20 protein-coding genes are annotated in these 22,826 nt (G+C 39.6%); 7 read left to right on the forward strand and 13 right to left on the reverse strand.

The genetic code is table 11. From position 1 onward, the window contains the following. Positions 1-6: 6 nt before the first annotated feature. Positions 7-345 (forward strand): hypothetical protein, encoded by a 339-nt coding sequence (locus M1F17_RS19070; RefSeq protein ID WP_094962477.1) that lies wholly within the window; start codon positions 7-9, stop codon positions 343-345. Positions 346-348: 3 nt separating this feature from the next. On the opposite strand, the gene M1F17_RS19075 is transcribed toward M1F17_RS19070, so the two are convergent. The 5 genes from M1F17_RS19075 to pldA form a co-directional block, all read right to left on the reverse strand. Continuing rightward, complete coding sequence (locus tag M1F17_RS19075) at positions 349-1,152, reverse strand: tetratricopeptide repeat protein (protein WP_004906030.1); 804 nt, start codon at positions 1,150-1,152, stop codon at positions 349-351. 256 nt (positions 1,153-1,408) lie between these two features. Beyond that, positions 1,409-2,221, reverse strand: a complete 813-nt coding sequence (yigL, locus tag M1F17_RS19080; protein WP_094962476.1) for a sugar/pyridoxal phosphate phosphatase YigL — start codon at positions 2,219-2,221, stop codon at positions 1,409-1,411. A gap of 13 nt (positions 2,222-2,234) precedes the next feature. Next, positions 2,235-3,230 (reverse strand): lysophospholipase L2, encoded by a 996-nt coding sequence (gene pldB / locus M1F17_RS19085; RefSeq protein WP_272674601.1) that lies wholly within the window; start codon positions 3,228-3,230, stop codon positions 2,235-2,237. Between the two features lie 20 nt (positions 3,231-3,250). After that, positions 3,251-5,077, reverse strand: a complete 1,827-nt coding sequence (gene recQ, locus M1F17_RS19090) for an ATP-dependent DNA helicase RecQ (protein ID WP_180312197.1) — start codon at positions 5,075-5,077, stop codon at positions 3,251-3,253. A gap of 110 nt (positions 5,078-5,187) precedes the next feature. Beyond that, entirely contained in the window at positions 5,188-6,081 is an 894-nt protein-coding gene (gene pldA / locus M1F17_RS19095; protein WP_094962474.1) for a phospholipase A, read from the reverse strand. A gap of 155 nt (positions 6,082-6,236) precedes the next feature. Between pldA and M1F17_RS19100 the strand changes: the two genes are divergently transcribed. From M1F17_RS19100 to prfH, 6 genes are all read left to right on the forward strand, one after another. After that, positions 6,237-6,707: a thioesterase family protein gene (locus tag M1F17_RS19100; protein WP_096864355.1), complete on the forward strand. Its 471-nt coding sequence runs from the start codon at positions 6,237-6,239 to the stop codon at positions 6,705-6,707. Positions 6,708-6,865: 158 nt separating this feature from the next. Further along, on the forward strand, positions 6,866-7,759 hold the full coding sequence (rarD, locus tag M1F17_RS19105) for an EamA family transporter RarD (protein WP_004906041.1): 894 nt from the start codon (positions 6,866-6,868) through the stop codon (positions 7,757-7,759). Between the two features lie 881 nt (positions 7,760-8,640). Next, on the forward strand, positions 8,641-9,993 hold the full coding sequence (locus M1F17_RS19110) for an APC family permease (protein WP_318837112.1): 1,353 nt from the start codon (positions 8,641-8,643) through the stop codon (positions 9,991-9,993). A 101-nt stretch (positions 9,994-10,094) separates the two neighbouring features. Continuing rightward, on the forward strand, positions 10,095-11,813 hold the full coding sequence (locus M1F17_RS19115) for an amidohydrolase (RefSeq protein ID WP_094962470.1): 1,719 nt from the start codon (positions 10,095-10,097) through the stop codon (positions 11,811-11,813). 818 nt (positions 11,814-12,631) lie between these two features. Then, positions 12,632-13,765: an RNA ligase RtcB family protein gene (locus tag M1F17_RS19120; protein WP_318837113.1), complete on the forward strand. Its 1,134-nt coding sequence runs from the start codon at positions 12,632-12,634 to the stop codon at positions 13,763-13,765. Further along, positions 13,765-14,376 (forward strand): peptide chain release factor H, encoded by a 612-nt coding sequence (gene prfH / locus M1F17_RS19125; protein WP_144140432.1) that lies wholly within the window; start codon positions 13,765-13,767, stop codon positions 14,374-14,376. Before M1F17_RS19120 ends, prfH begins: the two co-directional genes overlap by 1 nt. An 82-nt stretch (positions 14,377-14,458) precedes the next feature. Here prfH and M1F17_RS19130 read toward each other — a convergent pair whose 3' ends face one another. The 8 genes from M1F17_RS19130 to dapF all read right to left on the reverse strand — a co-directional run bounded on the left by M1F17_RS19130 (position 14,459) and on the right by dapF (position 22,819). Next, positions 14,459-14,734 carry a hypothetical protein gene (locus tag M1F17_RS19130; RefSeq protein WP_094962467.1) on the reverse strand — a complete coding sequence of 92 codons (276 nt, stop codon included), beginning with the start codon at positions 14,732-14,734 and terminating at the stop codon, positions 14,459-14,461. Between the two features lie 192 nt (positions 14,735-14,926). Continuing rightward, complete coding sequence (locus M1F17_RS19135) at positions 14,927-15,511, reverse strand: 2OG-Fe(II) oxygenase (protein ID WP_144140430.1); 585 nt, start codon at positions 15,509-15,511, stop codon at positions 14,927-14,929. Between the two features lie 252 nt (positions 15,512-15,763). Next, on the reverse strand, positions 15,764-17,188 hold the full coding sequence (locus tag M1F17_RS19140) for a hypothetical protein (protein WP_164456163.1): 1,425 nt from the start codon (positions 17,186-17,188) through the stop codon (positions 15,764-15,766). A gap of 200 nt (positions 17,189-17,388) precedes the next feature. Further along, a complete protein-coding gene (gene uvrD, locus M1F17_RS19145; RefSeq protein WP_036958803.1) occupies positions 17,389-19,551 on the reverse strand; it encodes a DNA helicase II in 2,163 nt (720 codons plus the stop codon). Between the two features lie 87 nt (positions 19,552-19,638). Next, positions 19,639-20,355 (reverse strand): 5-amino-6-(5-phospho-D-ribitylamino)uracil phosphatase YigB, encoded by a 717-nt coding sequence (gene yigB, locus M1F17_RS19150; RefSeq protein WP_004906059.1) that lies wholly within the window; start codon positions 20,353-20,355, stop codon positions 19,639-19,641. Then, positions 20,355-21,284 (reverse strand): tyrosine recombinase XerC, encoded by a 930-nt coding sequence (gene xerC, locus M1F17_RS19155; protein ID WP_094962481.1) that lies wholly within the window; start codon positions 21,282-21,284, stop codon positions 20,355-20,357. The genes yigB and xerC overlap by 1 nt, the downstream gene beginning before the upstream one ends. Beyond that, complete coding sequence (locus tag M1F17_RS19160) at positions 21,266-21,970, reverse strand: DUF484 family protein (RefSeq protein ID WP_112308135.1); 705 nt, start codon at positions 21,968-21,970, stop codon at positions 21,266-21,268. Before M1F17_RS19160 ends, xerC begins: the two co-directional genes overlap by 19 nt. A gap of 24 nt (positions 21,971-21,994) precedes the next feature. After that, positions 21,995-22,819, reverse strand: a complete 825-nt coding sequence (gene dapF, locus M1F17_RS19165) for a diaminopimelate epimerase (RefSeq protein WP_094962463.1) — start codon at positions 22,817-22,819, stop codon at positions 21,995-21,997. Positions 22,820-22,826: the final 7 nt, after the last annotated feature.

The raw sequence follows: 22,826 nt of genomic DNA on the forward strand, positions 1-22,826 counted from the left end.
CGTATTATGCCATTACAATTAAATGAAAAAGACGAATTAGTGATGTTGAGGATCGCCCAACTTGAACGTGTTGGGTCGATTTTATTCTTTTTAATTCCATTAATTATCTTATTAATTGTTGGGAAAGCTTTTGCATTTAATACACTGTACCTTTGGCAAGTGTATTGTGCGGTTTATATCGTTGGGTTTCGTGTACTTTGTAGCAAGCTATCATCACAACAGCAACAGCTAGCTATTCGTCGAGGCTGGGGAAACAATCGTTTTTATCGGCTTTCTTGGTGCTATCTTGTATTATCTGTTGTCATACTGGTGGGATACAAAATCGTATCCCACACATCTGCTTAATCATTAGCTGGCTTTAAAACCATACGATTTAATATAACCTTCCGCTAATTTTTGTGCTTGCTGTAATTCTTCAGGGCTTAACTGAGCCGCAATCTTATTTTGTAGACGATGACTTTCTGCGTTGCCGCTGTACACCGCAGTTGCAAGCCATGCGTAGGCTTGCTGCAAGTTTTTCTTCACACCACGTCCTTCAGAATACATGACACCTAAGCGGTCTTGAGACTTGGCATCTTTTTGTTTCGCGGCTTTTCTAAACCAAAACACTGCTTTCTCGTCATCTAAATCAACGCCACTCCCAATCGAGTACATTTGGCCTATTTGGAATTGAGCAAGTATATTTCCGCCTTGCGCTGCTTTTCTAAACCAAAATGCCGCTTTTTCTAGGTTTTGACTGACACCTAAGCCTTGTGCATACATCATAGCCATGTTGGTTTCAGCTCGGGTATCACCTTGAGCCGCTGCTTGTTCATACCATAGCATCGCTTTGTCATAATCACGACGCACACCAAAACCATTTACAAACATCGTACCTAAGCGAAACTGTGCATCTGAATTCCCTTGGTTCCCCGCCTTAATAAACCACTCAGCCGCTGCTTTAGAATCTTGAGAAACACCTAACCCTTTAAAATAACGCTCTCCTAGCTGAAATTGAGCTTTAGGGTCACCTTTTTGTGCTAACTGCGTAATTTGTTCAATCGAGGGTTCTTGTGCTGCTGTCGCCGGTGCCGGCGCAGTGGTAGGTTTAGCGGTTAAAACAGAACTATAACAAATCGAGCCTAACAACAGTGCTAACGCAATTTTTTTCATCCTAAGGAACCCTCAACAGTGCAATATGCAACCTGTGAAAACAGTGCTATCCATTAATATCGACCGAAACACTCATCCCCCTAGTTTAAATTTACTTTTTGTCAGAAAAAATAGGAAAAGTGGCCTAAATTTCACAAAAAGCACGTTTCGCTGTATTTTCGCTATGGGAACTTACGTTTTTCATCTAATTGAGATAATAAAAAACCAGATAAACATATTGCCTATCTGGTTCCTCTATTTCAAATAACAAAATACATTATGCGTTATTAAGGTATTTATTTCTCAGATAACGAGCAACAGCATCATCACTATTCGAACCAATGACTTCCATGTGTGGTAACGCATCTTTTAGCAATTGATGAGCATTTTGCATGATGCAGCCTTTTCCAGCCATAGTCAGCATTTCTTTGTCATTCATGCCATCGCCAAAAGCAATACTATCACTCGGTGTATAGCCATGTAGTGCCGCAACTTGCTTCAGAGCCTCACCTTTAGAAACATCACCAGCCATAACTTCTAAACAGCTACGCAATGAAAACGTTACATTCACTTTATCTTGCCAGCGTGCTTGAATGCGCTGCTGTAAATCCACCAGCAGGTCATGATCTTCACTGGTGTAGTAAACTTTACAGACTTCAGAAGTGACAAAATTATGGCGGTCAAACAGCTGGTAGTTAAATACCGATTCTTTAAAAAATTCTTTTTGTTCAGGGCTTTCCCTGTTGATAAACCAATCATCACCATGGTAGTAATTAGTGATAAGTTCAGGGTTATCAAATTCCATCAAACACAGTTCATGAGCTATTTGAGGGTCAACATTGTGCTCAAAAATTAAGTCACCGCGGGTATTATGGATCCGTGCACCGTTAGATGTGATCATATACGCGTCGATGCCTAAACCATCACGGATTTGAGCAACATCCACATGGTGACGGCCTGTTGCAAACACAAAATGCACATCTTGGGAAGTCACTAGCTGTTTCAAGGTGTCTTTTGTATAAGACGTTAAATCATGATTGGGAGATAACAGTGTCCCATCCAAATCGGAAGCAACTACAGGATATTTCATATTCAAACCCTAACTAATACTGATCAAAAAAATCACAGATAGCATTAAGCGCCATCGCTCTTAATGCATCCACTTCAAATAGGATTTCATGGTGTGCCCCTTCAATGATGAGAGGTAATTTTTCTTCTCGTCCTATTTGCGCTTTTTGTCGGCTTTGACAAAAAGCTTGTAGCTCTTTATTGCTGACCACTTTTTCTTCGCTGGCTTCCAACACCATCAGTGGTACATCAATTTCTCCCGCTTTCGCAATTAGCTCATCGCCAATCACAAAACTTTCACGTAACCAATGGTAAGTCGGCCCACCTAAGCGCAATTCAGGATAATCGGCATAATAACGTAAGTAGCGCCGATAACGCTCTGGGCTGTGTGTTAATACATTGATTAAATAAGGTAATGGCTGCCATTTCCCAGTAGAAGCCGCATAATCATTGCGGACACTTTCGCGAGATTCGGCTCTATCAACAATAAAGCTCGCCATCCAACGAGGCATTGGTAAATTAATACCAATCATCGGCGCACATAAGGTTGCAGCATCAAAAGTGACGTTATCTCGCAACAAATACCCGGCTAAGATAGCACTCCCCATTGAGTGAGCTAATGCATAACATTTTGGATAATGCCGATATTTAACCTCAAGCTCAATGAACTTTTCAAAATCGTCAATGTAATCAGTGAATTTTTCAACATGGCCTTTTTGAGGATCGGCTAACATGCGCCCTGATCGCCCTTGCCCACGGTGATCAATAATAAACACATCATAGCCTAAATGATAAAAATCATAAGCCACTTCAGGGTACTTCACATAACTTTCACTGCGCCCCGGTGAAATGACAATCGCTTTATGATGCTTTGGATGAATAAAACGGACATAGTGAATGGGGATATCATCAACCCCCACGAATTGAGATTCTTCACGGTGTTGCCAGAAATCTAAAAGCGGGCCATTTGTAAAAGCAGAAAATTGAGTTTCTCGATTCAGCCAACTCTCTTTTAGGTTTTCAGGCGTCATCCTGCAGTTTCCTTATCTATTCATTCATAACCTTCAAGATGGTCTTGGATAAGCGCCATAAATGCTACTCCAAAACGTTCGAGCTTGCGTTCGCCAACACCATTGATTAACAGTAATTCGGCAGGTGAAGTCGGGGTGTGCTCAGCCATTTCTATTAATGTTGCATCATTAAACACCACAAATGGCGGAATATTTTCTTCATCTGCAATGGATTTACGCAATTTACGCAGTTTAGCAAAGAGCTTTTTATCATAATTGCCATGATAAATTTTGTTTTGTTGATTACGGCTTTTTACCACTAAAACACGAGGAACTGCGAGTTTTAGTACAGCTTCACCACGTAATACTGGCCGTGCTGCCTCCGTTAATTGAAGCGCTGAAAAATGCGTAATATTCTGTGTGATCATACCTAAATGGATCAGTTGGCGAATCACACTGACCCAATGTTCATTACTTTGTTCTTTACCAATGCCATAGACGGGCAGTTTATCATGGCCTAAGTCACGAATACGCTGATTATTAGCGCCACGCAGAACCTCAACAATATAGCCGATACCAAAGCGCTGACCAACACGATAAATACAGGACAGCGCTTTTTGCGCATCCACTAACCCATCGTACTGTTTTGGTGGGTCTAAGCAAATATCACAATTGCCACAAGGCTGCTGGCGATTTTCACCAAAATAATTGAGTAGCACCAAACGGCGGCAAGTTTGTGCTTCAGCAAAAGCCGCGATGGCATTCAGCTTATGCCGTTCTATATCTTGCTGCATACCCGCAGGCTTTTCTTCAAGACAGCGACGTAACCATGCCATATCTGCAGGGTCATAAAATAAAATGGCTTCGGCTTCAACACCGTCACGACCTGCCCGCCCTGTTTCTTGATAATATGCTTCGATATTACGCGGAATATCAAAATGAGCGACAAACCGAACGTTTGATTTGTTAATTCCCATCCCAAAAGCCACTGTCGCCACGACAACTTGTAGGTTATCTTTTAGAAATGCATCTTGTACCCACTCCCGTTGGGCAGCGTCTAACCCTGCATGGTATGCCGCAACACTTAAGCCTCGCTTTTGCAAGCGCTCTGTCGTTTCTTCAACCTTACTGCGACTATTACAATAAACAATACCCGCTTTTCCTTTTTGCCCTTTAATAAAAAACCAAAGTTGATCTAAAGGCTTATATTTTTCGACTAAGGTATAACGAATATTTGGCCTATCAAAGCTACTCACATGGACTAATGGCTCATGTAGCTCTAATAAACGAATAATGTCTGCACGTGTGGTTTCATCCGCAGTTGCGGTTAACGCCATCACGGGTACATTAGGTAATGATTGCCGTAATTGGCCTAGTGCGCGGTATTCAGGGCGAAAATCATGTCCCCATTGGGAAATACAGTGGGCTTCATCCACTGCTAGCAAGGTGATGTTCCATCCTGCTAATTGGCTTAAGAAATAATCAGTTAACAACCGTTCAGGAGCAACATACAGTAATTTTATTTCCCCCTGACTGCACAATTCCATGATTTGACGTTGTTCTTGTGACGTTTGTGATGAATTTAAACACGCAGCATTAACCCCATGTAACCTTAATTGGTCAACTTGGTCTTTCATTAATGATATTAATGGCGAAACGACCAGTGTGACACCTTCTTTAACTAAAGCAGGAACTTGGTAGCAAAGGGATTTACCACCCCCTGTTGGCATTAACACTAAGCAATCACGGTTATCCAAAATAGCCCCAATGACAGCATCTTGCCCAGGGCGAAATGACTGATAGCCGAATGTACTATTGAGCACATGTTCAGCCAATGAAAGTTGGTTAATGACGCAAGCAGTGGACACAAACTTCCTCAATCGATAAAACAAGCCGCTGCCCAATTGAGCAGCGAAGTTGTTGATTCATGACTTGGTATTCAACTCAGAACAAAATAGAGAGCTGAGTTTTTCTTCCATTACAGCATATCGTTTAGCATAACACCGATACCAAAACGTGTTTGGCGATAATTGTAGTCTATCATCGACTCACCATATCCGCTAAACAACTGGGTATAAAAACGCACATGTTTACTAATTGGATAGCTCCACCCCAATTCTGCACCACCATACCCTGTATTCCAGTTATAGCGCCCAGTCGTAGTAAACACGCTGTCTCCCAACGCATACCCTACTTTTAAGCGATAGTAACCCATATATTTGGTAATATCAGAATTATCATCACGCCCTTCACTTTCATGAATGCGGTACCAAGGTTTGAGATCAACTTGCCAGTTACCATTTTGCGCCATTGCCCTTGCATATACTCGGTTCCAGCTGCGAGAAGTAGGCTCTGAACGACCATTTGACTCGTGGTTAAAACCTGTTTCAATCTCACGCAACGTCCAACCCGCAAATTGGTAGTCGGTTAACCAGCCAACAAACACTTGAGGCTCATAGTTAGTTTCTCTAAATGGTGAAGACTCTTTTTTATTACTTAGTTGCCACCAAGAACGCTGAGTATAAGAAACAGCTAAAATTGAGTCATCACCCGCAATACCCGCCCATAATGGAAACGCTAAACTTAATTGAAATTTAACTTCGTCCTTTAACGCATCATCACCCCAATTGTAGCTAGAAATGGCTTCTTTATTCATCGAGGATGTATAGGTATAAAGGATGTAATTCGATTCATACGGATACAGCACAAATGGGTTATCATGGTGTTGCAGTAATCCTGAAATGATGCTTCCACGTATTGGCAAGGTATTTTTGACATCTTCTACAGGCTGAACACCTGTATTTTCAGTCGCAAACAATGAAGCAGACCAAAAGCAGAGCACTGCACTTAACAAAATCGGTAAAGCGCGCATTAGTCATTCCTATTTTCAACATCGTCCAAAAAAAGTTTGTCCTATTTTACACACAAAACTGAATAACTGTTGAAAGATTATTCATTCGTTTGTTAGAGACATAATTTACACATAATGTTAACTTATCATTCACATATTTTTAAAGGATGAAAACGATGAATGACCGTACTTATACTTTAGAAGAAGCCAGTGACTTAATGAGCCATGCATTTATTTATAAAATGCCATTTAACCAGCTACTTGGTATTAAATTAATGAGTTTAAATGATGATTTTGTTCAGCTTACTGTTGAAAATCGTCAACAATTAATTGGTAATTTTACTCAGAACATTTTACATGGCGGTGTGATCGCTTCGGTTTTAGATGTTGCAGGGGGGATGGTATGCATCAATCGTATTTTGCAGCGTATTAATCCATTAACCCACACCGAGATTGTCGATAAAATGTCCCGAATGGGGACAATCGACTTACGAGTTGATTATTTACGCCCCGGTCGAGGGCAAATTTTTACTGCTAGTGCTAGCTTATTAAGAGACGGCAATAAAATAGCCGTGACCCGCTGCGAGCTTCATAATGAAAACAACCAGCATATTGCAACAGCAACGGCAACTTATCTGGTTGGATAGAAATAAAATATAAATAATTAGTCACCTACTAAACTAATAACTTGTAAAAAAACCTGAGCAATGTCACATTAGTGGTATCAAAAATCGAGCCGCTTAAATCGGCTCGGTCTCTCTGTATAAGTATCTTTTTAGTCTTTAATTCAATTTCAGAGCCAACAATGAGCCAGCAAAATACTACCAAAGGCGTGTTATGTGCCTTAGGCGCCTATTTTATTTGGGGTGTCGCACCTATTTATTTTAAAAGCATCCAAGAAGTGCCCGCAGAAGAAATCCTGACTCATCGTATTATTTGGTCATTTTTCTTTATGATTTTATTATTAACAGTTTCACGGCATTGGAGTTATGTTCGCCAAGTACTAAAGCAACCAAAGAAAATATTAGTTCTTGGTGTAACGGCAACGACAATTGCTTGTAACTGGTTAATTTATATTTGGGCAGTTAATAATGGTTATATGCTACAAGCTAGCTTAGGTTACTTTATTAACCCACTAGTTAACGTACTGTTTGGAATGCTATTCTTACAAGAACGTTTTCGCCGCATGCAGTGGATTGCTGTTGGTCTTGCACTAACGGGTGTATTGATCCAGCTTTGGCAATTTGGCTCAGTGCCTGTGATTGGGCTAAGTTTAGCTGTTACATTTGCCACCTATGGATTATTACGTAAAAAATTAGGGGTCGACGCACAAACAGGAATGACATTCGAAACACTTTGGCTGCTTCCTGTCGGGATTATCTTCTTATTATTTTTTGCAGATAGTCCAACGAGTGATATGGCAATGAATGATTGGCATTTGAATGCACTTCTGATTGCTGCCGGGGTAATTACTACAGTGCCACTGTTACTATTTACAGAAGCAGCTAACCATTTAAGGCTTTCAACGCTAGGCTTTTTCCAATATATGGGGCCAAGTATTATGTTCTTACTCGCCGTCTTTGTGTACGGTGAAGTTATGACACCTGAATTGTTAGTCACTTTTGGGTTTATCTGGGTTGCATTAATTTTATTTACATTAGATGCATTATATACCCAGCAGAAACTGAGAAAAAAATAATGGGTAACTGTTTACAGAAAGTCAGATAGCCGGTAAATAGCGTTAATATTAAATACCGACTCTCGTTTTATATTCCAAACGAAGTCGGTGTTTCATTATATGGAACTCAAATAGTTAATTTAATTAATGCAAATAGGCTATTTAATTAAGTAGTAAATTCTTTATCTACCACATGATAAATCAAAATTAATTTAAATCTTTTTGTTCTTATCTATATATACGCAATTGTAACAAAATAAATTTAACCACATAAAATCAATAAGTTAAACACAAAAAATTCATCTTGATTTTCTATACATAATAGCTATCATTTAACTTATCTTAAATCCACTTCAATTAATAAACACATCCATCAAACAACTCTTTGAAATAAAAGTAGTTGTTTATTTTTTTCAATTAATGATTGCTTAATAGGAACTTGGTAATTATATTGTACGCCGCTTGTATTCACCCCAGCGGATGGTGATGGTCCGATTCATCACTGACGTTTCATTAAAGTGCGCACGATGACATTTCATTTTAAAAATGTCCTGGTGCGAGGTTTTCTGAAATTGAATGCAGACGGTTCTAAGATTTAATTTAATACAACCATGTAGCGTTAAGACTCTAAATAATTCGAAAACATAACTAGGCGGCGAGCGAAGCCAACAACGTTGTGATTCGAAGTATGACGAGTACGACTCTAAATAATTCGAAAACACAACTAGGCGGCAAGCAAGAGAGTCGCTAGGAGCATACAAAAGTATGTGACTAGTGCGAACGAGTGAAGCCAACAACGTTGTGATTCGAAGTATGACGAGTACGGCTGCATTTTAGGTTCACTCGGCCTGTGCATTCAGACAGAGTTAACGTTGTTAAGGGCTTTTGGGAAGGGCTTAAAAATGCAACAGAATACCGTTCAAATGAAACGCGTACTGACCACTCCTGCGTTAGTTTTTTTCGGGCTGGCTTATATGGTGCCACTCGGAATTTTCACCACCTATGGACAAGTAACTGTATTGAGTGAGGGCCATCTGCCTATCGCTTATTTAATTACATTAGCTGCCGTCTTTTTTACCGCCATGAGCTATTGCCGCATGACAAGCGCACTTCCTCTTTCAGGATCTGCTTATTCATACGTGCAAAAAACCTTTGGCGGCACACTCGGGTTTTTAGTGGGTTGGGCACAATTGCTCGACTATCTCTTTCTGCCAATTATTAACTACATTGCAATTGGGATCTTTGTTCATGAAGCGTTCCCCGATATCCCAATGTATGTGATTATTTGCAGTACCATCACAATTGTTAGCATTATGAATATTTTGGGAATTAAATTAGTTTCCTCAATGAATATGCTAATCATTTTAATGCAATTTGTATTTATCACAGTGTTCCTATACTTGAGTTTTAAAACTTCATTTGTATTGGATACTGATGCTTTATTGGCACCTATTACGGTAATGTCAGAACAAGTATCAGGGTTATTTGCTGGTGCTGCGGTACTCTGCTTAGCCTTCCTTGGCTTTGATGCGATCTCCACCATGGCAGAAGAAACCAAAGATGCACGTAGTGCGTTACCAAAAGCGATTCTATACACCGTGTTTATCGCAGGTACGCTATTTGTCATCATTTCCTATGGTGCGCACTTGGTTTACCCGATGTGGCAAGATTTCATTCCTAACACAGATATTGCTAGCCTTGCGGTAATGAAACAAGTTGGTGGTGCGATGATGGCTTCTAGCTTTATCACCGCTTATGTTATTGGTGTATTTGCCTCGGCAATGACCTCACAAGCCAGTATTGTGCGTATTTTCTATGCGATGGGCCGTGAAGGCGTGTTACCACGTTCGCTGTTTGCTTATCTGCATCCAAGACTCAATACACCGGTTTACTCAATTATCTTTGTTGCGTTAGCATCACTGCTTTCATTAGTGCTTTCACTCAGCATGGTCGCCTCAATGATCAGTTTTGGTGCCTTAATTGCATTCACTTTTGTGAATTTATCGGTCATTAAACATTTTTACATTGACCGTAAAGCACCGCTGGATAATACAAAAATTATCACTTGCCTGATTATGCCTTCTATTGGTGTTATCCTAACATTATGGTTATGGACAAGCCTTGATAGCGAAGCCTTTAAAGTGGGTTTATGGTGGCTAGCCGCAGGGGCAATTTACTTAGCACTGCTGACCCATGGTTTTACTCGTCGTCCACCTGCAATCTCTGATGATGAAACTGAAATGATTATTAACTAAGCATTTCAAGTCTTATAAATGATTACGGGGGAGCACTTGCCTTCCCCGTTGTTTTTTTAGCTCTGGTGCCACCAAAGCACCACTGATACAGACGGTTTACAATGAATAATCAATTAGCTGACGTTATTTATTTTAACGGTTATATATATACTGCGGATGATAAAAATCGCGTTGTCGATGCGGTTGCTGTTCGTGATGGTTACATTCTTGCCACAGGCACTTCTGATGAACTTCATCAGTATGTTGGCCCTGAAACAGAGAGTATCGATCTCGAAGGCAAAATGATGATGCCTGGTATCATTGATGGTCATATGCACCCTTTTTGGGGCGGTATTCAACTCTTCGGTTGTCATTTAAATTATGAATCGTTAACTATCGAGCAAATTTTAGAGCGTGTACAAGATCACCTCGATAAAGACCCTCGTACCGGGGAAAATGATTGGCTCAAAGTCACTGCATGGCTACGTCAAGGAATGATCCCGGCGGGTGTTGATATGTATCGTGAAGATATGGACAAGCTCAATACAAAACGCCCTGTCGTATTATTTTCAAATGACTGCCATACATTGCTAGCCAATAGCCGTGCTCTCGAACTATTTGGTATCACTAAAGACACGCCTGAGCCACCTGATGGTAAAATTGGCAAATACGAGAACGGTGAGTTGAATGGCATCCTTGAAGATGCACCCGCTATGCGTGCTGCCGATAGCATTCCTTCAATTCGTGACGACCAAGCAATTGAAGTTGCTGAATTAGTACAGAAAGTACTTAACCAGCAAGGTGTGACTATGGTGATGGACGCCCGCGTTTCAGAACAACAGCTTGAAGCCTTTTCTCAATTACAGCAACGTGGTGACCTTACGATCCGTTTCCAAGCTGCTCGTGAAATCACCCCCGATGAAACACCAGATGTTGCTTCAGTAGCGGCAGCCGTGGATAAAGCCGTTGCATTTGCCAAAAAATGGCACCAAGCTGATTGGACACCAACCCCAGGTATTGGCTTGAATAATATTAAAATGTTTGTTGATGGTGTCATGCAATTTCCAACAATGACAGCGTCGTTATTGCAGCCATACCGCATTAATCAAGGCACAGATGACACGCCTAATTGGGTAGAAACGGATAACTATGGTGATCTGTATTTCACAGCTGAAATTCTTGATGAATTAATGGAAAAAATTGCCGCAGCAGGCTATGACCCTCACTTGCATACTGTTGGTGAAGGTGCCGTTTCCATCGTATTAGATGCGATTGAAAAAATGCGAGCAGCGCACCCAGAAAAAGATATTCGCCCAGGACTCGCTCACAATGAACTAGTCCATGCGGATGATTACGCCCGTTTTGCGCGCTTAAAAACCATCGCTTGTTTATCTTTCCAGTGGGCAGCCCCAACTCCAGAGCTAGCGGCTTTTGAGAAAAAAATGCTCGGTGATGAACGTTTTGAGCAACTTGAACCCATCGCTAAATTTGTCGATGCTGGCGCGGTTGTTGCATTTGGTAGTGACTGGCCAATCGATGATTTCGATGAATGGTATGATTTAAAAGTCGCAGCGACACGCCGTGGCCGCGATATTAATGGCCAAAAAGCACCGAGACTCGATAATGACCGAGATTTGACGGTAATTGAAGTTTTGCGCTCTGCAACCATTGACTCTGCTTATGCACAGCACCGTGAAGATGTACTCGGCTCATTAGAGGCTGGAAAATTTGCTGATATGATCGTGCTAGATCGCAATGTATTTGAGATCCCCGCTGATGATATTGAAAATGTAAAAGTATTACGTACAATTATTGGTGGAAAAACTGTACATATTGCTTAATTATTTATTTAGATAACTAATTAAATAAACACCCCAAAGATTCAATAATATTTTGGGGTGTTTTTAATTGGGCACTTAATTCCAAACCTGAATACTAACAATTAAATCGGGAAATTACGAGGGAATAAACTCCCTCGTAAAGCAACATTATTCTTCGTAAGAAAACGTTGTTTGAACAACTGTATTTCCATGACTAATGACAATTAGGCAAAGCCTATCCCGCATTAATAGTGAAATACCGAACACGGTAATACACGCCGAAACAAACGCAATCACTGCGCACTTGCTCATTTCCCTTGATCTCTTAATAGTTAAGAGGCACAATCCTAATTGTTCGGTTAGGTTTGGGCCTCGTTGGTTAATAATAACTAACGGGGCTTTTCCATTTCTAATCCAAACATTTTATCCAACATAATAAGCTTGAACCAGAAAGGCTCAAGCACCCGCCCAAATGATAGCAAATTTTTATATTTCACTCACGCTCAATTCCATTGGAATAAATAAAAATATAAATTTAATTATCTAATTATTAGTTTGTATAATATTAATTAATTTATATATTGATTTTATATATTGGTTTCAGAAAAAGGCTAAAAATCGGCTATCTTTAAAATAGCCCTTGCAAAAGAAAAAAGTTACCGTTAGTATCCGCAGCGTTTTATATTCATCTACTAACTGCAAGGAGGTTTACCATGACAACAATTAATCAAACTCTTTGCGGGCACACTCAGAAATAGCCACTCTCGTTAGTTAATCTATTTTCTTAATTTTGCCTGCTAATTCACCTTATTTTTCAATTAAAAATGAGTTAATAGCTTATGGGCAATACCTTACATACTGTGGATCAGCAAGTCAGCTATATCGCCACAGAATCAACATGGATTGAAAGTAAAGCAATCCAACAGTTACAAACAACCGCAAACTTACCTAATATGGTCTCTGTTGTTGGCATGCCTGACCTACATCCAGGCCGTGGATACCCAATTGGTGCGGCATTTTTCTCAACCAAGCGCTTTTATCCTGCGCTAGTTGGTAATGACATCGGTTGTGGAATGGCGCTGTTCCAAACTGATATTAAAAAATCGAAAGTTAACCTCGATAAACTCGAAAAACAACTTTCTGAAATGTCAGATCATGCGCCTTTGTCATGGCTTGAAGAGCATGTTCCAAATAACATGCAATCACATGACTTTATGTCATCATTAAGTTCTATTGGTGGCGGAAATCATTTTGCTGAATTTCAGGGCGTTGATGAAATATTAAATCCAGAATTGTTCAGCATATGTGGATTAAATAAACAACAATTACTGTTATTAGTGCATAGTGGCTCTCGTGGCTTAGGCCAATCAATCCTTCGCCAACATGTAGAAAAATATAGCCATGATGGACTTATAGACAATACTCAAGATGCAAAAGATTATCTGGAAGCTCATCAGAATGCATTAGATTTTGCCCAACTAAATCGGCAAATGATCGGTTTACGTATGCTGCAACAAGTAAAATCAAAGGGAAAACTCGTACTCGACCTTAATCATAACCTAGTTGAATACTGTAAAATCAATGGTATTGAAGGGTGGATACATCGAAAAGGAGCGACACCATCAGATCGCGGGCTAGTCGTTATCCCTGGTTCTCGAGGTGATTACAGTTATCTCGTTTCTCCACAACCAAGTCAAGTTTGTCTGAATTCTCTTGCTCATGGAGCTGGACGGAAGTGGATGCGGGCTGAGTGTAAAGGGCGTTTATCACATAAATATACACCGACTCAATTATCAAGGACGGTATTAGGTAGCCGTGTTATCTGCGCAAACAAACAATTGATTTACGAAGAAGCCCCTCAATCTTATAAATCTATTGATACTGTAATTGAAAGCATGGTGAATATTGGCATCGTCCAAGTTGTTGCACGCCTTAAACCTGTTATAACCTATAAAACCAGTGGAGATTGCTAATGATATTATTACAGTTTTCCTCTGCGCAGGGGCCTGAAGAATGTTGCATAGCGGTGGAAAAAGCACTTGCTTGTTTTTTCCAAGAGGCTAAAAAGCTTTCAGTCATTGCCGATACACTTGAGTTTTTTCCATCACGCTATGGACTAAAATCTGCCTTAATTTCATTGGAAGGCGAGAATGCAGAAATACTATCCCAAAAATGGACTGGCACTATTCAATGGCAGTGCCAAAGCCAAATTAGGCCACGACATAAACGTAAAAATTGGTTTTTGAGTGTCACCCGTTTCTCTCCCATTAAACCAATTGAAGAGAGTGAAATTGAGTTTGAATTTACTAAAGCACAGGGGGCTGGAGGGCAGCACGTTAATAAAACCTCGTCTGCGGTTAGAGCAAAACATGTCGCTACGGATATCACTGTCAAAGTGCAATCTGAACGCAGCCAGCACGCTAACAAAAAGCTTGCGAAACAGTTAATTCAATGGAAATTGAATGAACATCAATCGCAGCAACTTAATGAACTGGATAAACAACGTCATCATTCCCATTATCAAATTGAAAGAGGAAACGCTGTAATTACTTTTTCAGGAAATGAATTTAAACGTTTAAAATAAAACAATGCCACCTCAGATAAGAGGTGGTATATAATTTAAGATATCTACCTTACTGTTTTGTGCTTTACTACCCAGACAATGCTTAATTCACTAAATAACACATTGAATTATTAAATTGACATTCAGCAATATAATGATTTGGCTCAATGATAAAACTATATTCTTTTTGTGAAGAAAAACAATTTGTTGTTTGTATTAGTGACGAATGATCAATATCATAATTAATAGGTACAATATCGCCTTTATTTTTATTCATTAAGCTATTAAATGCTGTTTCTAATTGTTTTTCATATTCCATGATACTCATTCCTTGTTGAATCTGCTTATCACCATAACCAAATTTATCAACGCTGTTCATCTATAAACTCCTTTTATGTGTACATTGAAAAATAAAAAATTAAAATGACTGATATAACCGATTAAAACAAGATAAATTGAATAAAGTTAATCTTAAATTTTAAAGAAAATAATATAGTATTAATTAGATATTATAAATATGGAAGAATATCTATCAGCCACCTCAATAAGAGGTGGTAATAGCCTGAACGGATTAGAGTATTTTTTCTGTTAAAAACCAGCCAGCAATACTTTCTCTTTTTTGTTGAGTCGGTAATACTTCATGTGGAAATTCTTCAGACATAAAAAAAATCATTCGACCTGCAAGCGGTTCTAATTCAAACAATTGATTGTTTTCTTTATCATAGACAACAAGTTCACCTCCATCTCCAGCTTGCCATGCTTCATTCATATATAAAACAGTGGTTACCTTGCGACGCCCTTGTCCTCTTGGGTTATCAAGATGCTTTTTATAAAACCCACCATTAGGATAACGGCAGAAATGCGTTTCAAAATCACGCAGACCAAGATAAAGCTGGCAGTTAAGCTCTTGCCTAACCAGCTCCATTTTACCGAGATAATGAATGATAGGCTCCCCCATTTCAGGTTCTAGCCAAACAGTTTGATCAGCACGAATACTTTTATTTCCTTGTAAGGTATCACCGCGCCCAATACGTGCATCCTGTAGGGTATCTGGAATACTATTTTTGATGGCTTGTATATGTTGCAGGCTCATGAAATCGTCCCACACATACCAACCTTGTGAGGAAAGTGAATCAATAAGTTTATCCATTGACATGATGAGTCTTAGAAAAGTTAATTAGGTAATATTTTATACTTCATTGAGATGAAACTTTAAAATTAAAAACTCAAATCCTGAGGATTAATACGGCATATCAAAGTCAATCACTAAAAAGATAGTGATAGTTATCATAGAGTAAACTAGAAAAGAGATTCAAAATTACATAAATAACATACTCATTCCATAGTAAAAAAGCACTCCATCCATATTGAGTGCTTACTATAAAATCAAATTAAACGATTGATTGACTTAGCAGAATGCAGTTCTTCCAATACCACCACAAGAACAACGTGCCACTGGGTTAAGAAGACTTACCTGCCCTAGGTTTTTATTTACTTCACTATTCCCCTCCTCCGCCGATTGGAAAGCCGTAATTCGTTCTGAAATTAATTCGCTTTGAATTACGGGTTGAACTAATGTATTACCATCTTGATTTTCAATCATTTTTTGAGAACGAATTGACCAGTGAAGTTCAACATCTTTGATAGTTTCTTTAATGCTATGCATTTCTTCATTATATCTTTTAATATTTAAAGATAGATGATTTTTAAAAGGCCCTGAATTCACTTCTAATTCGCCTTGTTTTTCCATTTCAATATTTAGCTTATCAATATATTGATTTAATTCGTCTAATACTTTTAGTAAATTTGATTCCTGTAGTTCACTTATCCTACTTAACTCATTTAATACATGCTTATCTTTTGCTATGCTAGGGCTTTCTACTCTATACAATGAAATATTTCTACGTAATGACCTTATTTCTTCTATTTCTGAATTAGTTTTATGTTCGTTCAACTCACTTAGGCCTTTAAACACATTTAATTGTTCATCAAATACTTTTACATTTTTATGAACTTTTTCCTCTAACATTCTCATCGAATCATCTATCTGTTTTTGGCTATATTTATCAGTAACAACCGAACTGGAGCCCCAAGCTCTTCCTTTATTTAATAGCTGTACTGAACGAGATTTCAAATCATTTATAGACGAAACAAATTTTTCAATTTCATCATCTATCTCTTTTTTATTTTTTATTGTCTCAATTTCTATGTTATCTAACTGTAAATCAATTTTTCGTTCATCTTCTAATAACTTAGATGCTCTGTTTTTCAATGATTTTAGCTTAGCGTTATGATAATTTATTGAGATAGATACAATACCTGTTTTAACTTTATTAAACGAAGTATTTAGATGGGTTATTTCATTATTTATCTTTACTAAAGTAGATTTTTCATTATTTAACATACCCTCTTTTGTCTCATGAGGGATTTTTTTGATTACAAAAATACTTTCTAGTAGTTTATGGTCACCACCAATATTTTTATTTTGCTTATTTATTTCCAACTCTATTTTATACTTAGAAAACTTACTAGCCTCAAAATATAAAATCTCATTACCGATATTTTCCTTGTTATATTTACTAGCAAGATTTTTCATTGCTAGTAAATTACCTTCAAAAAATCTAATAGCTTTATTTACCTCATCTATTTTAGCGGTCACTTCACTATTTATATTTGTTTTTTCAGATAAATATTCATAGCCATATTCATCTTGAATTTTCATTACTAATGAAGACTTCAGTTTCTTAATTTTATTTAAACGATTTTCAGCAGAAAAAATTAACGAGTCTATTTTTTTAAAATCATAACTATTTAAATTAAAATCAATTTCCATATTAATCCCTTTGATTTTCATATAATTAAAAACATAATTTGATATCTATATTGCGTTTTTATATTATATTAAAGACAAAGGAGTGACTAATTTATTATTTGTATAATAAAAACAAATTATAATTATTTTAAACCTATATTTCATTTAAATAAATAAAGTAGAAATATTATTCAGATTTCTACTTTATTTATACTTGTCTATTACAGTTTCTCAAGCTTCGCATATGAAGCCACCAGCCACTTAATTCCTTGGCCTTGGAAAGCGATTTGTAAACGACAGTGTTCACCACTACCTTCAAGGTTAATAATCGTGCCTTCTCCAAATTTAGGATGAACTACACGCTGCCCTAATGCATAACCCGAATCATTTTGGCTAATTGGGGTACCAAGGCGTTGATGGCTAACTGGTCTTGAAACCTGCGCTCGCAAACGAACTTCTTCAACACACTCGGTTGGTAGCTCACCGATAAAACGAGAAGGCCTGTGATAAACTTCTTTGCCATATAAACGACGACTTTCAGCGTAGGTGATAGTCAGTTTTTCCATTGCTCGGGTAATACCGACATAAGCAAGGCGACGTTCTTCTTCAAGACGACCACTTTCATCCATCGACATTTGGCTTGGGAACATACCTTCTTCCATTCCCACAATGAATACAACTGGAAACTCCAGGCCTTTAGCCGAATGCAAAGTCATCAATTGAACGGCATCTTGACTAACATCCGCTTGTCCATCTCCTGCTTCCAATGCTGCATGAGAAAGAAAAGCCTGCAATGGCATTAAGTCTTGGTCTTCGTCTTGATAGCTGAAATCACGGGTTGCATTGACTAACTCTTCCAAGTTTTCAATTCGAGCCTGTGCTTTTTCGCCTTTTTCTTGCTCATACATCGCTCGTAGGCCTGAGTCGTTAATGACTCGATCAGCTTGGACGTGTAATGGCATGTCTTGGGTTTCTTTAGCTAATGCATCGACTAATTCTAAGAAACGCTCGATTGCAGCGGCTGCCCTACCTCCCAACACCTGCTCGCGAAGTAAGTACTCACAACTTTCCCATAATGTTAGTTGTTGATCCCGTGCAGTTTGGCGAACAGTATCTAATGTTCTATCTCCGATGCCACGTGTTGGTGTATTGACCACCCGCTCGAAGGAAGCATCATCATTACGATTTGCTATTAATCTTAAATAAGAAAGTGCATCTTTAATCTCTTGACGTTCAAAGAAACGTTGCCCACCATAAATACGATATGGCATAGCACCTTGGATGAGCGCCTCTTCTAATACACGAGACTGTGCATTACTCCGGTACAGCATGGCACAATCTTGTAGGGCTCCACCATTTTCATGCCATTGTTTAATGCGCCCAACCACATAACGTGCTTCATCTAACTCATTAAAAGCGCAGTAGAGGGAAATGGGTTCACCATCTCCGCCTTCTGTCCATAAATTTTTCCCTAAGCGGTCACTGTTATTCGCGATCAATGCGTTCGCCGCTTTTAATATATTATTCGTTGAACGGTAGTTTTGCTCAAGGCGGATAGTTTCTGCACCAGGAAAATCATTGAGAAAGCGCTGGATATTTTCTACTTGAGCCCCACGCCAGCCATAGATTGATTGGTCATCATCACCAACAATCATGACTTTGCCAGTTTCCCCTGCGAGTACACGGATCCATGCATATTGGATATTATTGGTATCTTGGAATTCATCGACGAGAATATTCGTAAAGCGCTCACGATAATGCTGTAGTACATGGGGCTTGTTTAACCACAGTTCATGGGCACGTAATAATAGCTCAGCAAAATCCACCAGTCCGGCTCTATCACAGGCTTCTTGGTAAGCTTGGTATACTTTTAGCCATGTCGCTTCGACTGGGTTTCCGTAAGCTTCAATGTGCTGAGGACGCAAACCCTCATCTTTTTTACCGTTTATGTACCACATACCCTGACGTGGTGGCCATTGTTTTTCATCTAAATTCATCGCCTTAAGTAAGCGACGAATTAAACGGTATTGGTCATCACTATCGAGAATTTGAAAATCCTGCGGTAAATTGGCATCCATATAATGTTGGCGTAATAAACGATGCGCTAAGCCATGGAATGTTCCTATCCACATACCGCCTTCACTAGTACCAATCAATTGATTGATTCTATGGCGCATTTCTGCTGCCGCTTTGTTCGTGAACGTCACTGCCATAATTGAAAATGGGGAAGCATTTTCCACAGACATCAGCCATGCAATTCGATGCACTAGCACCCGAGTTTTACCACTACCTGCCCCCGCAAGGACAAGTAAATTGGTACGCGGGGCGGCAACCGCTTCGCGCTGTTTGTCATTAAGGCCTTCAAGCAGATAAGAGACGTCCATAGTTACCATCAAAGCAAAACAGTGGTTAATACCACTGTGAGGTTATTAACAATGGCCATTGCCACTGTATTTTTATACAGGAAATAATTATACCAATGATAAGAGAGAATCCAACCGCGAAATTTCTACATGCGGTAATAAACGACCCTCTTTCTCTTCCATCAGTGTTTTTTGTTCTGTGTTTATCCAGCAAGCTTGCATACCGCTGTTAATTGCACCTTCAACATCCGTTAACAGGTTGTCCCCGACATGAAGAATAAATTGTGGCTCAATTTCAAGTCGCTTTGCTGCTAAACGATACATATCACAAAATGGCTTTGAGCGCCCATCAGGCCCCGCTTTCAATACAAATTGAAAATATTGGCCTAACCCACATGCTTCCGGCTCTGCGTTACCATTAGTAATAGCCACCAACGGAACTTTTTCTGCAAGTTGGCACAATGTTTCATGGGTGGATTTCGGGACATCGATTCTATTTCGCCAATATGTGAAATGCGCCATGATGTCATCCGCCCCTTTTTGTGCCGCTTCTTTCGAATAACCATAATGGCAAAGCATCATTTTGGAAGAGAGCCAACGCCAACGTGATATATCATGATAAATATCAGGCTCTTGTTCTTCAACAAGACGGCGAAAAGCATAAAGATCTTCATTACTAAAATGATTAAAGCGCGGATCATATTCACGAACAAAACGTAAAACTTCTTCTTCCGTTTTATCAATAACTGGGTGGTTATCGTAAAGCGTGTCATCCAAATCAAACGTGATCGCCAGAATGGGTGATAACGGACGGTAAAAATGCATTAAGGTTTCTCCCTCTTTGCTCTCGGATGAGCCACATCATACACGTTTGCTAAGTGCTGAAAATCAAGGTGCGTATAGATTTGTGTTGTTGATAAATTTGCATGCCCAAGAAGTTCTTGCACTCCACGTAAATTCCCACTTGATTCAAGGATATGCGTCGCAAAAGAGTGGCGTAATTTATGGGGATTAATGTGGCTATTAACCCCTTGTTTTATTCCCCATTGCTCAAAACGTTTCTGTACGTTCCGATTCGAAATACGTTTACCGCTTTGGGTTGAAATAAAAACGGCGTCATCTTCAGGGTCATAGAGCTCTCGCATCTCAAGCCAACGTTGTAGCCAACTCACCGCAGTTTTACCCATTGGCACTCTGCGCTCTTTACTCCCTTTCCCCATTACCCACACTTCGCCCGTATTTAAATCAAGATGGCGAACATCTAGCCCGACTAGTTCAGATAAGCGTAACCCCGCGCCATACATCACTTCAAGCATCGTTCGGTCACGCACAACAAGAGGGTCGCCGCTATCCATATTCAAAAGTTGGGAGACTTCATCCACATCCATATTCTTAGGAAGTCGCTTTTTGGATTTAGGGGCATGGATTGCTTTTGCGGGGTTTGCGGGTAATTCCCCCTGGTGTACCATCCAATCAAAAAAACTACGCAGCGATGATAACCGCAACGCCATACTTGCTGCTTGTAAACCCGATTTACGACTTTTAGCAGCAATATTGCGCACAATCGTCGCATCCACTTTTTGCCATTCGTGGATATTTAATGAGACTAACATTTCCACAATAACGCTCAGTTGGCGACGATAGTTAGTAATAGTAACCGGGCTTAGCCGGCGTTCAACACGCAGATAATACAGAAAGGCCTCAATTTGGCTCATCAGCCCTTCCGGCTGGTTTTTTACAGGCGTTCTATCCATTGGCATAATAACCTCGGTAGAATTTGAGCGACTTTCTCCAACATGACCGTTCCCATACCATGTTGATAATGTTCACGATCACGGCTAGTAAAGATGACCATACCTGATTCACCATGATGACCAAACAATGAAATGGCGACTGAGCCGACATTTAACGCATCAGGTAAAAGTAGTTGGATTTCAGGGCCATTTAACCGGCCGAGGTAGTTACGCTTATCACCAAAGCGTTGAATCCTCACGGGTTCAAAAACACGACGCGAGATAACTAATTGATGTGCATCCAAAGGTGCAGACAAATGCCAACTGTCACTAAACAAGCGTACCTGAGCACCGGATAAACCCAGTTTTTTTGCCCAACGGTTTAGCGCTAACAGCATTTGCTGTAAACTTTCTGCTGATGACATTTCAATCACCAACACTAACAACTCATCAAAAAGCTCTACATTTTCATGAGCTTGCTCAACCATAAACCGAATATCTTGTTCGAGCTCTTTGATTTTCAACCGTTGACGGCTCATGACTAACTCAGGCAATGAAATCGCTTCCCGCACAACATGTGGGACTTTTAGTTGCTCCAACAGCTGTACATTACGAAGAAAAAAATAAGGGTTTTCCGTTAAATAGCGCACGACATCAAGCTCATCAATTTGATGAACCATTTCCTGTGCTTTTTTGGTTTTATCCATTTTTTCCTCTTCGGCTATTCAAAATTAGAGTTGAATGACTCCATCATAAACATGCGTTGCAGGACCTGTCATATAAAGAGGCGACCCAGGACCTTCCCAAGAAATATCTAATGAGCCCCCCGGCAAATCGACTTTAACCCGCTTCGCTAGTAGCCCTTGAGTAATCCCAACCGCGACAGCTGCGCATGCTCCGCTACCACAAGCTTGAGTTTCCCCTGCTCCACGTTCATAAACGCGCAAGCGAATATGGTCAGCACTGATAATTTCCATAAAGCCAATATTGGCACGTTCTGGAAAACGCTCATGATTTTCTAAAGCGGGGCCTAAAACTTCGACTTCTGCCGTATGAATACTTTCAACTTGAATGACACAATGCGGGTTACCCATTGAGACAACCCCACACAGCACTGTACGTTCTTGTGCTCGAATAATATAGGTCTTTTCTTCTTTAACTGCGCGAAATGGCACTCTCTGTGGTTCAAAATCAGGTTCGCCCATATTAACGCAGACATCATCATTCTCATTTATGGTTAATGTCATACGACCCGACTGAGTGCTGACTTTTATTTTTTGCTTATTCGTTAAGCCTTTGAGCCTAACAAAACGAGCAAAACAGCGGGCTCCATTACCACATTGAGCGACCTCACTGCCATCTGCATTAAAAATACGGTAATGAAAATCAAGGTCAGGGTCATAAGGGGCTTCAACTAATAGTAGTTGATCGAACCCAACGCCTGTATGCCTATCTGCTAACCGACAAATCAATTCAGGCGAAAAATATACATTTTGTGTAACGCCATCGACAACCATGAAGTCATTGCCTAAGCCATGCATTTTAGAAAATTGCATTTCACGC

This window comes from Providencia sp. PROV073 (genome assembly GCF_033688125.1).
In the GTDB taxonomy this organism is placed as follows: Bacteria; Pseudomonadota; Gammaproteobacteria; order Enterobacterales; family Enterobacteriaceae; genus Providencia; species Providencia hangzhouensis.